11 protein-coding genes are annotated in these 14591 nt (G+C 45.6%); 1 reads left to right on the top strand and 10 read right to left on the bottom strand.

Features of this window, described 5'->3' with window-relative positions:
• Positions 1–5 precede the first annotated feature (5 nt).
• The 10 genes from V6W81_RS21035 to V6W81_RS21080 form a co-directional block, all read right to left on the bottom strand.
• Positions 6–2657, bottom strand: coding sequence for a molecular chaperone (locus tag V6W81_RS21035; protein WP_338540256.1), 2652 nt, complete (start codon positions 2655–2657; stop codon positions 6–8).
• Between the two features lie 31 nt (positions 2658–2688).
• Positions 2689–3378, bottom strand: coding sequence for an iron-dependent peroxidase (locus tag V6W81_RS21040; RefSeq protein WP_310138257.1), 690 nt, complete (start codon positions 3376–3378; stop codon positions 2689–2691).
• 7 nt (positions 3379–3385) lie between these two features.
• Entirely contained in the window at positions 3386–4678 is a 1293-nt protein-coding gene (locus tag V6W81_RS21045; protein ID WP_338540257.1) for a normocyte-binding protein, read from the bottom strand.
• Complete coding sequence (locus V6W81_RS21050) at positions 4678–6483, bottom strand: serine/threonine protein phosphatase (RefSeq protein WP_338540258.1); 1806 nt, start codon at positions 6481–6483, stop codon at positions 4678–4680. The genes V6W81_RS21045 and V6W81_RS21050 overlap by 1 nt, the downstream gene beginning before the upstream one ends.
• Positions 6484–6523: 40 nt before the next feature.
• The gene (locus V6W81_RS21055) at positions 6524–7405 is read right to left on the bottom strand and encodes a PP2C family protein-serine/threonine phosphatase (RefSeq protein ID WP_235540532.1); all 882 of its coding nucleotides are present in this window, start codon (positions 7403–7405) and stop codon (positions 6524–6526) included.
• Complete coding sequence (locus V6W81_RS21060) at positions 7390–7923, bottom strand: FHA domain-containing protein (RefSeq protein WP_145046582.1); 534 nt, start codon at positions 7921–7923, stop codon at positions 7390–7392. Before V6W81_RS21060 ends, V6W81_RS21055 begins: the two co-directional genes overlap by 16 nt.
• A gap of 43 nt (positions 7924–7966) precedes the next feature.
• Positions 7967–8512 (bottom strand): FHA domain-containing protein, encoded by a 546-nt coding sequence (locus V6W81_RS21065; RefSeq protein ID WP_235540531.1) that lies wholly within the window; start codon positions 8510–8512, stop codon positions 7967–7969.
• A gap of 50 nt (positions 8513–8562) precedes the next feature.
• Positions 8563–9018, bottom strand: a complete 456-nt coding sequence (locus V6W81_RS21070) for a J domain-containing protein (protein ID WP_145046584.1) — start codon at positions 9016–9018, stop codon at positions 8563–8565.
• 129 nt (positions 9019–9147) lie between these two features.
• A complete protein-coding gene (locus V6W81_RS21075; RefSeq protein WP_056695746.1) occupies positions 9148–9573 on the bottom strand; it encodes a hypothetical protein in 426 nt (141 codons plus the stop codon).
• A gap of 184 nt (positions 9574–9757) precedes the next feature.
• Positions 9758–11926, bottom strand: coding sequence for a transcriptional regulator (locus V6W81_RS21080; protein WP_145046586.1), 2169 nt, complete (start codon positions 11924–11926; stop codon positions 9758–9760).
• A 579-nt stretch (positions 11927–12505) separates the two neighbouring features.
• On the opposite strand from V6W81_RS21080, the gene V6W81_RS21085 reads away from it, so the two are divergent.
• On the top strand, positions 12506–14566 hold the full coding sequence (locus V6W81_RS21085; RefSeq protein WP_338540259.1) for a vWA domain-containing protein: 2061 nt from the start codon (positions 12506–12508) through the stop codon (positions 14564–14566).
• The last annotated feature ends 25 nt before the right edge of the window (positions 14567–14591 follow it).

Consider the following 14591-nt stretch of genomic DNA (forward strand, 5'->3'; position numbering starts at 1 on the left):
GATGTTCATTTCATTCCGTCAAAAAAATCCAGTTCGGACAAATCCGTCTCGAATGGGAGCAGCTTCTGCGAACCGAGATACAATCGTTCATTTCTACGAGCTACAGGTAGTACGTGGAAGCCCCAATGCCGATCATCCGGGTAAACAAAAAACTTCGTCTCTCCGTTCACGATGGAGTCCGTATCATCTTGCGGAATTTTGTCTCCATATTGCGCACGGATATCTTCGTACAGAACCTCTTTATATGCATCCTGACGATTGGAATACACAAATTTCTGTCTCAGTTGACCATCGTTTCCGCTCAGATATAATTCCACTTCTGCTGTCTCAAACGGGCGAGATATGCTGCCAGGGATCCCGTCACTGCGATCCAGACTACTGATCAACACTTTTTCACGTCCATTGTGTGTGTATGCACTTACGGTATACGGGATAACAGCCGCATCATGTGTAATCTCTGCCTGAACAGCACCTGTTTTGCGGGCACTCAGATAACGAATCGCACCTCGGAGACAGGCAAGTTTGAGATCAGGTACACGTCCTTCCGCAGGTTTTTGCCGAAACTCAATGCTCCTGCCTGGAACAAACTCCTTCAACGCTTCCCGAAATACATCAATGCGGCAGGATTGGCCTGTCAGCTTGATAATGGAGTATTGACTCATCTTTCCTTGCCGATAGAAGTCATCCAGAAACTTCCGCACTACCTCATAGATATCTGCTTTAATCAGTTGAGTAATCTCTTTAATATTGAACACAACATCAGGGAACTCGTACTCGTCCTTCAGTTCCCCGCCACGTTCCACAGACAGAAACCATCGTTCCATAGTCGTGATCTGTAGATCACTATCTCGATCATCTTCCATCTCGGAATGGAATCGATTGCGTAGGATACCTGTTTTGCGGAAAAATTGCTGTTTCATCTCTTCGGCGATCTCCCACAGAAAATAAAAGTTGCCTCTTACCCGCAAGTATTCATCCCGTGAACGGTTCTCCCTACGTGCAAAAGCAGTAGGTATGATCTGTTCTGCCTCCTCGTAACGCTGCTCCAGCTTCCGATACACGGACTTCACGCCTTCTTCGTCCACTTGGCGGAATACATCTGCACCAGGTGCTTCAATTAAATGATCGATATCCGTTACTTGGCGGCGGCCACTGTAATAATCGGCGAATACAATTTTCATGAACTGCATGATGCGATATGTAATGTTGTGACCCCCGAAGTTGGTATCCCCATTTTCGTACGTGGTATGGATGTCCAGCTTATACGCCATATGTCCGTCTTCCATCGTAAATGCGCAGGATGACAAGTCGGTCGTTCCGCCGCCGCAATCAATCACGAGTGCATGATACATCTGCCCTTCCATGAACACACCGCGTTCCATACCATCCGCAAGCGTGTTATAGAGAACAGCCATCCCCTCATCCAGCGCATAAGTCTGTTCAATCTGATAGTCTGGAAGCATCTCCCCGAACATCTGCAAAAACTGTGTTTTCATCTTCACGGGACTCGTAAAATGTACATGGCGGAACTTGCACTTGAATTGATGCTCTGCGGTTCGAATAATATAGCTCATGTACGCACGTAGCAGATCCATCCGAGAAACGTTAGCTGCATTTCCATGAACATCGACGATTTCTTCCAGCTTGGTATAATTGTTCACCCAGCGCTTCATACTCCGGAACACACTGGCTCGGCTGCTGTATCCTCCGCGACGCATGCTTCGCAATGCCTCATAGCCGAATTCGTAACGAATATTTGACGGATCGGAGCAATCTGCTACACCAATGGCCGTAGGCAACACTTCAATCCAGTCGGTGTCTTTGTAAGTGGGATCAGGAAATGCAACATAGTTAATGGCATCCATTCGAACCCGTCCATTCAACAGATCCTGACTGCTGGGTGCTTGAATATAACCGTTATGCAAAAAGGCGCCTGCCGTCGTATTGGAGGTGCCAAAATCTATCGCAAGCACAGCTTCTGTTGGCTCAAGCTCCCGAATATCCAGATCAGCCAGTGGAATCTGAGTATATTGAATATGAACCGGAGGTAGAGGGCGGTTGGAGTAATACGTCTGGTACAAATATTCCGAATCGCGTTTACGGAAAAAGAGCAGACTGTACTGTCTGTTTCCCGAACGCTTCCAAGTCGATCCACTGCCTGCCGTCAGATAAAAAGTACCAGCTACAGTGTCATCCTTAACGAGGTTGAAGATGCCACACAGCTCCATGCTCTCATTGACCAACAGCACATTAGACTCCGTTAACCCTCCGGGTGCGGTGACGACGTATTGATCCAGCTTGTCCACCTTCAAACCTTCGTACAGAATAAGCCTTGCGGGAACACTGATTCCTCCATCACTGCTCATCGGAGCTGTCATATGACGGGATATTGCCTTTTGGATGCGCTCAAATCCACCCTCATACGACTGATCGATCCACAATACATCGTCAGCCCCCAGAAATTTCAGAATGATCCGTATCAACTCTTCGCGCTCCGTTCTGGGCCCCAATCCCTCAACTAAACGCTCTTTGTAACAAATGTTACGCAATTGGAATGTCGTCATATCCATTAGTTCTTCACGCGTATAACGCATCGTGCCTCTGGCTCGCTCCCTGCCGGTGGCGTCAGGATACAATCGGTATGAATAACCGTTCATCTATGCTTCCTCCTTACAACTGCTACCGCTGCTAATATAGCGCAATACCGTCCTGTATCATCGTATAGTCCACATCCAATATGCCAAAATGATGACCCCAATAGATTTCCGTATCGAAGCGAACCGGCAAAAATAGTTCTAGAATCAGCTCCAACTTCTCCTTCGCCTCTGTGCGTTCCGCCTGTCCAATATATAAGAGCAATTCGTCCTTCTCCTCACAATTGGCATATAGAGTGGAGCGGGGAAACATCCGAACAAGTGTATCTCGTAGAAGATGCACAGCCTCTCCCGTATCGTACAAGCGGAGCATATTACAAGCGATCACTTCCTGCTCCTCTCGACCAAACAGCTCCAATCGCCGCTTAATTCGCTCCCCGTATACACCCGAATGCATATCATTCAGAATGAAACGAATGTAGTACTCCCGCTTGTTCATCCCCTGCATCAGATCCATATTCGCCAGAAAATGAATGACCAGATCAAATAACGCTTCCCGTAATTCCACCTGCTCTTCATTGTTGATATCAAACAAATCTCGGAATATATCAAAAAAGCGATAATACGGATTCACTTCGATCGTCCGTTCTACCCCTGAAGCATTCAGATTCGTATGACTGAGTTCCATGTAAGGCGAGTACACGCGTGCAGGCACAAAGGAAATATCGCGCAGATCAGCTCCATTTCGCTTCGCTCGAATGACGAGATCCCATATATAGTTCATGTCATACTCACACCCATTCCCCTTCACAGCAGTATTCCGGGAAGGCAAGCTGGACTTCCGATACGAGAAAGCTCAGCAAATCATCTAAGAAAATAGCCATCTCCGGCTGAATTCCATGGTTGCTGAACCTCAAAATCATTCGATGTTTATCCGCCTCAACACGAACATGATCACTGACAAATTCATTGAGTGGATACGTTACTCCAAGTCCCGAACCAGGTGCTACAACCTGCACATCCTCTAGTTCCAATCCTTCTGCCGACTGAAAAGCATGAATCATGCGGGCAATCTCGCCTTTGGATCGAACAGATCGTCCCTCCTGACGTGCATACTTACCAGCAAAACCTTCCCGTTTGTTATTGGAAAATAGCGGGTAGTCCATCCTGCTAATTCGGGTAGCAACAGGCACCGCTACCTTAAGCACCGTCCAAGAATCTGATTTTTCTAGTGGAGATACGATGGTAATCTCCTCTTCTGATCTTTTGATATACCGGATGTGCGATTCTTCTCCATCAACCAGATATCCGTGCTCTGTTCCTGTTTTGCGGAGTGGTAATACATGCTCATAATTAATTCGATCCGAAGCCGGTACAGGGAAGCCACCTGTTTTCATATCAAGCTTCTGAATGTTCCACAGTGGAATCATATTCGTTCGTTTGTAGGACTCAAATTCTTCTAGATGGATAGAGAGTTCCTTGACGGTTTGTTGTTTGTCCCATTCGTCACCGTCATCCGAACTGACCAGAACACAATCAACGAATTTGAATATGTAGGGTGCATTAACTGACTTCCAAGGAAGGCTGTTTTTACGAAATACTCGGTACAACTCTTCAACTTTGGAGATATATGCGGTGCTTGGTTTCAATCGAACGGTTATCGCATGTCTACCCTCACTCGTTACAATTTCACCGCGAAATGTGCGATTACTATGTAACAGAGATTGCAGCTCACGATGACCGCACTCCATATAACATGTAAATAACTTCATCTCTTCCTTGCGTGACAAAGCTTCTGATGCTTCGCTCAAATATACCTTCTGAGGAACAGCATCCTCGGGAAGAATCGGATATAAGAATTCATGAATCGGATCTAAATCTTCATGTGCACATAACGTGACATATACATCATGACGTTCCTCTTGCGGAAGAACCTCATCGAACACACGCTGCTCAATCTGCTTATTCAGCGTCTCCTGGTATTCAACCAAATTCAGAAAAACGCCAGTCATGAGGTTCTTTAGCATGCTGCGTTGTTCAAGATCCTCCATCTTATTGAGGCGGTCACGGATAATGTCTTTCATTATGAATCTCCTCCTTCCGTTGTTGGCTGCTCTTCAGACTCTATTTCAGTTGTATTATTGCTAACCGCATTCGTAGCTCCAGTTCCTACAGATGAATTCGTATCACCATTGGTAGTATTAGATGTGTTGGATGTATTGGAAGAACTGCTTCCCACCGAATTATTCGTGTTCACTCCGCCTGTGTTGTTTGTCAGATCCGTGTTCATCCCTGACATATCTGCTGATCCGAATCCTGCTGTATCCGCATTTAGGTCAGCCGCGGGTACGGGTGGATTGAGCTTTTCGTCCAACTTGTTAATTTTGCGTTCCATCGCCAGCACACGTTCCAGCATATCAATCTCCTGATACACTTCCTGTGCTTTCTCGTAGGCTGTTAGCGCACCCGCATAATCGCCCGCTTCATTGAATCGATCACCCTTCTGTTCCAACGTATCTGCTTGAAGCTGGCGCGACTGGCGTTTGATATCTGCACGTTTCGTCTCCGCCGTCTCCAGTTTGGTGGCGATCTCCTTCAGGGCATCCTTATAAGCTGTCTCCGTTGCGGCTGTTCGAGCTCGTTTATACAAAATAATAGCCCCACTATAGTCCCCGTTCTGGAGTTTCAGATCCCCTTCGGTAATCCAATCCTGCACTTGTTGGAAGGTTGTCATTTGCTCCAGTCGCTCTGAAATAACTTCTCGATTGAACATGCTGTATGACTCCGTCAATTCGAGTGCCTTCGTATAGCTAGCCGTTGCCTTCGTAATATCGCCTTCCTTCAGATGAGCGTCTCCATCGACGAGCGTCTGAGCAGCAGCCATTTTTTCAGTAAATAGCTTCTTATGTATCGGGTCCTTGACCTTAATAGAATTGTTGCGTGCTAGACTGTAATCCGAGACCGCCTTGGCGTACTCCTGTTCCTTCACATACTGGTCAGCATTCTGCTCGTATTGCAGCATATCTACAACTAACTCAGCCTTCTTGGCTGCGCTTTTTACCGCATAGAATATGCCCGCCCCACCAAAAATGAGAAGCATGATTAACATAATCGCAATCCGCTTAATCCACTTCTTCCGATTCTTAGGCTCTTCGTGAAAGATTTTGTTCACATAAATAGCAGCCGCACTGTAATTCTCGATTCGCGCACGCTGCTTGCTCAGCATCACTTCTTCGAGGGTATCCGCCAGCGTCTGTGGATCATTGGCTCCCTCCACGGCATCGATCATCTCGGCATCCTGTACACCTTCCCACAGACCAGGCGTACAGAGTACAAGCACATCTCCGTCAGCAAGCTTGATTTTGTCGGATACATAAGGCTTAATCATACCGGGTTTGCCAGCATATTCATTCAGATTACCGCGTTCATCATGTTGGTCAACACGATCCTCTGCAATCTGTCCTTCCGCAGCAAGTCTTGCAGCTACACTATGATCCTTGCTTTTCAGAGCAATACGGTTACCTCGAAAATGATACAACCGGGTATGTCCAGCCGATGCCCAGACCATACGTGTATAATCTGTGACCACAATGACGAATCCCGCTTTGAGTCTGACCCGGCGGCTCTCATACTGCAACCATTCATGGGCGATCTTGATATATTCGGTGAGTCTGCGTTTCGACATCGTCGGTTTGTCTAGAAAGGATTCAAGAATGGTCTGCACCGTGATCTGTGCACTGTTCACCTCTGTGTCCGTGTCCAGTCCATCTGCCATGACATAACAAGCCCAATCCTCCAGTTCTACACAACCGTAGAAATCTCGATTTTTCAGGAAAGATCCCGCTTCCGAGACAAACGCTGTATTAAATTCACTGTTCTCCTTCCTCATCCGTCTCCCCATTTCCCGTCCCTGTGCGTTGCCTTATCCCTTACCATCCTTGCTCCAAAATGATAATCGTGGCATTATCCTGATGCACGAGCTGTTTTTCTTCAATTAGATCAATAATGGCCTGTGCAGCATCAAATGGCGGAATACTTTGCGCCAATATGGTTTCCAGTTCCATCTCCGTGAGCGAGTTATATACACCATCACTGCATAACACAATCTTGTCCGCCGGATGCAACGCAAACGGCTCGTCCGCGATTTCCATTTGCTTGAAATGGTCGTATCCCAAATAGTTGACCAGCCTTTTGCGCTGCGGGTTATCCAGTGCCTCCTGCTCCGATATCTGTCCAGACATGTATTGTTCTTCTAGTTGACTTTCCAGCGTATGTTTGTGATTAATCGGAATAAGTTCACCTTGGCGAAATACAGATAGAATGCTATCTCCAACGGCTCCCCAATAGAGATTTCTTCCCCGAATCATGACTGAAACTAGGGTTGTGCCCCCTGGAACACCAAGCAAATTACGGAGAATAGCTTGATTCGCTAAGTGCGCAGACTCACTCCAGAACTCGTCCGGGTCTGGGAATCGATCCAGTGCCTCAAACTCACGGATGAAGGTTTCAACGGCTGTCGTACTCGCAACCTTTCCACCCGATAATCCACTAATTCCATCAGCAAGTACCGCAAGTACGCCATAGGGCTCTACAGCACAGGCAAAATAATCATCTTGCTCACTTCGAGCTCCAATCGTCTGTCCATTCCCAATCTGAACTCCAACCGGTCTATCGTCACGCTGCCTTACCGGAATCCGGCTTCGGACGAATAATAGTAATCCAATGGACAGACAACCTGCTAAGATCACCCAATAAGGGGTTAGCTCCTTGTCGTTCCAGAGAATCATGAACGTACTCACTGCTGCTCCCATTCAAAGTGCACACCGCACAATGGAATGAAGATGAATTTACTTCGACCTAATTGAATGACATCGTATGCAGCCAGTTCCACCGGAGAATAGACCGCTTCATTGTTGTGATACGCAAGGCCAGAGGCATCACCGGGCAGCAAGTAGAAATTTCTCTTTTTGGGATCATATACGATCACCGCATGATTACGCCGAGAAATGGTGTTATCTCCGAGGATGCGAACATGCATCTCTTCTGAACGTCCGATAAAGTTCTTCTCTGCCATAATCCGATAATCCTGACCCATCTGTGCACCTTCAATGCACACGAGCCAGCCTGTTACTGGTTCAATCCCCGTCGTTTCTCCCAAATACGGCATGGTTTTGTCTTCCTCAGATGTACGAGGTGCCCGCGGGATTGCACCCGCCCCATCACTACTACTTGAAGCTGGTGATTCCACTGCTAGATTGCAATATGGACACGTATTCCCGTGCCGTCTCGTGCTGAACATATGTCCGTTTCCGCATCTTGTCAGACTCATTTCGTTTCATTCCCCCGTAAGCTTGTATGATGGTACGCCAACGTCATTTCACCAAAATTCGGGTATTGGCAATATAAATTAAATCCCCCGCCTCAATTAGACTGGGTTCCTCGATTTCCAATTTGGATGCTCGGCTCTGATTGCCCTTACGCACACCTACACCACTGGCCGAATCGATATCCTCGATAAACCATTGGCCTGATGCTTTGTTAAGCACGGCATGCTGTTGACTGATTAGAGATGCATAAGGTGTATCTGACAGATCGATGTCTGCCTCACTATGTTTCGAACTTTTACCGATAAGCACACTGGTCTCACCCTGGATGTACCATTCCTTCACACTTGTTCCGTCATCATCGAGCAGTACAAGTTTTACAACGCGTGAGGATAGTTTCTTCTTTTCCGCCTTGGTAGCAGGCATGTATTTAAAAAACAGATAAGCCGCTCCCGAGAGAATCACGATGCTTCCAGTAATCCACTGGGCACCCATATCCCGGTTCACAAAAAATATGTAATAGAGCACGGTTAACGAAATGATGGCGACACATGCATCAAGCCCTATCGTCAATACCGACCTTCCTTGTCTCACGTTTCATAACCTCCGCCTGAGCCAGAATCTCTTATAAATTGTTTAACATCCTACTTTTTTCGAACTCCGAAATAACGGTCAAACATGGCGGACATATCCATTCCCTTATGAGAATCGGCTTTATTCCCACTGTTCGGACTTTCTTTCCCCTTTGGTCGAATCCCAAAAAACTGTTCAAATTGTTCATGCATTCGCGAAGGATCTGACCAGCCAGTTACCGGATTTCCTCCGGAAGCTGCATGGTTTTCCCTTGTTGCATGATTGGAGCCTGTTCCCTTGGAGCTACTACTTCCTCCAGATCGAGGTTGTTGGTCATACGCAGCCTTAAGCTCTGGATTGCCAAGGGTGCTGTAAGCCTCATGAACCTGCTTAAAGCGTGCTTCGGCCTGAGCATCGCCGCCATTCACGTCAGGATGATACGTTTTGGCTAATTGGCGATAAGACTTCTTAATCTGTTCAGGCGAAGCATCTCGACTTACCCCAAGAACAGCATAAAAATCACTCATTTGATTGTTCCTCCTTCCTTACTGTTATCAGTGCAAAATAAAGATTAAGGGGCACAAGGCCCCTTAACTTATGATGCTTGTTCCATGCAAGTGCCGGTAGCACTTGTCTGGGACATCAGATGTTTCCTATTAAACCGGGAAGCCACCTTCAATTTTCGTGAACTCAGTTTTGTCTTTTTTCTGTTTGATGAACAAGCTGAATTCACCCACACCTTCGGTATCTCCGAAACGCTCTGTGTAATCCACTACAAAAGCATTAGGCATGTAAATTTTGCGTACCACTTGGTCAGCTGCAACAACTTCCAGCGTTACTTTACGGTAGCAATCTGCTTTTTCAGCAGGAACGAGGGACCACAGCGCCAGCTTCATCGTGTCATCTGCGTTGTCACCATCCGTTGCTGTAATGATTTTGCCGCTAATGCGCAGTGTTGCGCCCACATCTGTGGAGCGTGCATTGGAATCATCCGGCGTATCTGTGTCGTATACGACTGTACGGATATTATCCATTCCCAATTCGATTGTTTCTGCGCCTTCTACTTTCAATACAAAACCCATTAATAAAAACCTCCTTAAGATTAGGAAAAATGTGTCCGCCATCCTGCTTCAAAATCTGAGGAAAGACAACGAAATATATGTATAAAGGCAAGCCGGTAAAGGCAGCCTCTAACACCAAATTCATGTTTTCAACACGTTGTTTAAAGAACTATACACACTATTAAAACTTATATATTTAAACTAGCTAGACTTTCATTGCACTTGTGCCTTTGGTAATCATGACCTCAAGATTCTTCACGTTACCGTTGAAGACCAGGTCAATATGGCACATATTGCTCTTCTCATCGATGATAAAGCTCATGTCATCACCCTCTTGAATGATCGAATTGATCGATCCACGAGTTCCCAGCCACCGGCTCTTTTGACTGCTCGGATTGTTGCTGAAGAATTTGACGATATTTTCATGCTTGAAATCACCGGTTTGGAAACGGAGCAAGCGTTCAATGTATGTGCTAACAAGTGTCTTATACAAGGAATCAAATCCATCTTCGGACATCGCCATGCTTCTAGCTTTATACACGGTGATTCGTTTGATATCACTGTCCTGAATCTGAGCATTTTCCGATGAGAAAATAAATCCAAAGTTCTTCCGGTTAATCGAATCCTTAATAGTGTTCGTGAAACCCGAAATTTCCTTGGTCATCGTCGTAACAACACGCAGACTGTTATCGCCAGCTTCGATATCAAAACGCACCCCTGGATAATCGCGGTTGACCGTTTTGAATGCTCCACGCAGATACTCCGGACATTGATAAGCTGCCACAATACCAGCAGATACATAAGATGCTCCTACATAAACACCCTCGATCCAAAGTCTCAGGATATCTTCTTTTTCCTTCGAGAGCTCAACACCATGCTCGGTTTGAAGCATACGGCTGTCGATGACTACACCTGACTTCTCCTTCGGAATAATGGTGAAATTCGGCGCACTTGGAATCGCAAACTCACTATATTCCTTCCGCGTTAACACAGAACATTTCTCAATGTACTTATCAATGCCAGCGGTAGCCATACTGCTGAACGTCGTCTCTTCTCCGGATTCAAAACTGAAGAAGACCTGGACTTTGTAGTCCTTCACGACTTGCAGAAGCATTGTCAGGGATTCCATACTATTCCCGTCCTGCTTAACCACCTTGTCATTACCACGGAAACGAGTACGACTGACCTTAACTTGGCTTGTATTCTCCAGTTCAACCGAAGGTACAATCCCGAACCAGATCGTATCCGAAAAGTCATTCTTCGCGTTAACCGTGTTAAGGTACGTCTCTAGCCGTGGAATATTGCTACTCTTCACAAGCATATCCAGCTTCGTGTTGGAGATCAGCATGGAAGGAACCATACCTTTGTTCTTCGTTGCATATTGATCAAAGAACATTTTGACACCCAAAATCTTCTCCACCAACGGCTTCACTGTTTTGACAAAGTCATCCTTGGCGTTTTTGTAAAACTCCAGGTATGTATTGTAGTTCTGTACCTCCACGGATGTATCCACATCGGTCTGTACCGCAGGAAGTGGGGAGAATGTACGAACAACCAGATCCTGAACATAAGGTGAAGGTGTCTCGGACAATGAATTATAATCCTCGGCAAATACCTGAGTCAGATCTGTACTACTTGCTTCATCCAATAACATCAACTCGTTGTTATCCGATTTAGGAGCTTCGATAATTTTCAATTCTCCGCTCTCACCGATGGTCAGTTGACCCACTTGAATCGCTTCGGAAGAGGTCTCTTCCTGTGCACGACCCAATAACAAACGGGTTTTGATATCTTCAATTGCAAGCGGTAGCATCGCCATGACATTGTTGTAATTCCGGCTAGCTTCCTCGAACATCACATTCAATTTGTCGCCGATATCCAGCTTCTTAGGATCTCCATCATCCAGCTTCTCGTGCTGGCCGTACATGTAGTGAATTTCCTTCCGCACTTGGCGGATGTCATCCATCACTTTTTTCGGGGAGATCATGTCGAGCAGATTCTCAAACTTGAAATCTACGTTGGTAATGCCTTGGCTACGCTTTGTATCGATCAAGGTAAACAACATTCTTAGAAAATCATTGCTCTGATCAATTTTGATCTCCGAGATGGCTTCATCCGGAATACCTTCCGGTTTTTTAAGCGTATACATGACTTTCTGGTTCACCGCATTGAAAAATGAATATACGCTCGGTGAGAACTTATCCAGAAACTCATCAAAGCTGCGAACAAGCAAGTGCTCGTTAATCTCTTTGATTTTGTCATCGCTCAGGCTATCAATGCCCTTCACGTCACCAACGATTGTGATGAGATCCAACTTCTCGGGATTGATCTCTTCAAAAAGCATCGTTCGGTTCGTTTGATTAATAATGTCCATTCAGGCAGCATCCTCACGAGCAGGCTTTCATTCGGGCGGATGCTTTCCCCCCTCCATCAATTTTTGACACTCCGCACGTCTTTTCGGCCTTTGGTCTTGATCTTTAAGAATCAAACTAGGCAGAAGGAAGACGATCGATAGAACGAGCTGTCAACATGTAACTGGAACTTATGTACCAGTTTATGCCGTTTGCTTTGGAGATTTATGGAATTCATCTTAATCATCAGCGACATGTTTTGTCAATATTCCCCACTATAGGTCTAAAAGCTCATTTTATAACCTTCGATATACCTATAGAACTAATTTTTGGAATTCGCTTCATTTCCTTGTAAGTCAAACCGATGATATAGAATATCCTATAATTTGGATCTTGTTCAAGGATTTAAGACCGATGGAGTATTCCCCCTATTCGAGCGTGTAAACACATAACCTATGCGAGGTTGCACTTCTTTTGACAATGCAAAACTACGCATAACCACGTTAAAACGTGTGGAAGCAGAAAAAAATTAGATTTTGTAGATTTACTTCAAGAAACATAAGCTAGTTGTGTGCAAACAGAAAGGAGACTTGAAGCCTCACATGATATTAATTAAATTCAAAAAAGCATGGCTTACCCTATTGGTGGTGAGCATCTTACTTCCCAATTGGGACACTGGAAACGTGCACGCAGATTCATCTGTCAAGACCCAGGCTTATGAAGGCCTAGATGCTATGTTTGTTCTAGACGTTAGCTACTCAATGAATGAGACTGACAAAGATCGCATTGCCGAAGAAGTTATACATATGTTTATGGATATGAGTAGTGGACCTAAGACCCGGCTTGGCTTTGTAGCCTATAATGACAAGATCACATCATCTGTACCTTTGATGGATATCTCATCTTCCGGAGCTCGCAATAATCTTCGCAGCCGTGTGGATGGATTGAAGCGTTCAGGTTATACAGATCTTGGACTCGGTTTACGCCGAGGTGCCAGCTTGCTTGAACAATCTAAGACAGATCAACGTAAACCATTTATGATTTTGTTATCTGATGGGGAGACAGACTTAAGGGGTTCAACCAATCGAACACCTGCCGATTCTTCCAAAGATGTCGACAAGGTAATTCAAATGGCACAACAAGCCGGTTATCCGATCTATACTGTTGGGCTTAACCGAGATGGAACTGTAAATCCTGCTGAACTTGAACGAATTGCCAAAGAAACAGGTGGTTCTTCCTTTATCACCGGAAGTGCAGACGACTTACCCGAGATTTTCAATCGAATTTTTGCCGATCAGATTCAATCCGTTCTCGTTTCTGTAGCTGCTGTTACAGCAACTGGGGCAATGCAAGAGGTCACAGTAGACATTCCGAATTCAAGTATGGCGGATGCGAATATCATCATGCTCTCGGATCATGCGGTCTCTGAGGCTCAGCTCTATTATCAATCCAGCAATGTGAGCTTTATCCGTTCAGACAAATATGCTTTGATGAAGATTATTCGTCCGGTTAAAGGACAGTTCAAATTGAAATTCAAAGGACGTAGCGGAGATCTTGTGAAGATTAACCTGCTCGGCAATTACAACGTTTCTGCATCTGCAAATATGGCAACTGAGCTGCCAGTCAAGGGACAGAGCATTACGTTTAACGCTGCGTTATACGATCAAGCTACTGAGCCAAAGCCAATTCAGGATCTGGATGTATACAAAGGTCTTGAAGCTGAGCTAATCGTGAGCACATCGGAAGGAACGAGTGAACGCGTAGCTCTAACGAATACAGGCAGTGGGTTTACGGGGAATTATACGTTTCCGAAGTCTGATCTATATACATGGGGACTCCGCATCGACGGTCCAGACTTTTATCGAGAGATCACTCCGGTTGAAGTAGATATTACGAACCAAGCCCCTGTAAGTACAGGCACTTCCATGGATTTGTCCAAAGATGACGGGGATGCTTATCTGGATCTAAATACATATTTTGAAGATGCTAATAATGACCCTTTAACTTATACGCTCGGTGCAGCTCAGAATGCCAGTACACTTGGTAATGCGAGCATTAATGGAAATATGCTGCACTTGTCTTCTCTTCACACCGGTAGTTCGTTCGTTCAGATTACAGCAACGGATTCCGAAGGCGCGAGTGTGACCACCGACATCCCATTGCGGATTCACTCTTTACGTGAAAAGATTTTCTTATTTACTGGCTTGGGGATCCTTGCCGCAGGTGGGATCTTTGCTTTGTATTGGTTTGTGTTGAAGCCTAAGCCTGTGTTTCGCGGAAGGTTGGAGGGTTATTTTCTTGCAACAGCGAGTGGTGAAGATATTCCGGTTACCCATTGGCCTCTAACTTCGCTGAACAGTCGAAAGGTGAGCTTAAATGAGCTTTTTGCTCGAATGGATATTGGAGTGAGGGTACCCGAAGCAGGCAGAATTTGGCTGGAAGCAGGCAAAAAAGAAACATTGCTGATCCGGCATGATACGAATTGCACCGTCGTTCGAGGTCGAACACCTGTGAAACGGCGCCATACGGAGGCTCTGGAGTATAATGAAAAGTTATATGTTACCTTCGAGGATGGAATTACCGAGATTGAAATTCGTTACAAGCCTATTAAACCGAGTACCAATATTTCAGTTGGGCAACGGAGAGAACCGTACCAGCCATAGTTAAATGCGATGTGCTCTGTTAGGG

Origin of the sequence: Paenibacillus tundrae, assembly GCF_036884255.1 — a bacterium.
Lineage (GTDB): Bacteria > Bacillota > Bacilli > Paenibacillales > Paenibacillaceae > Paenibacillus.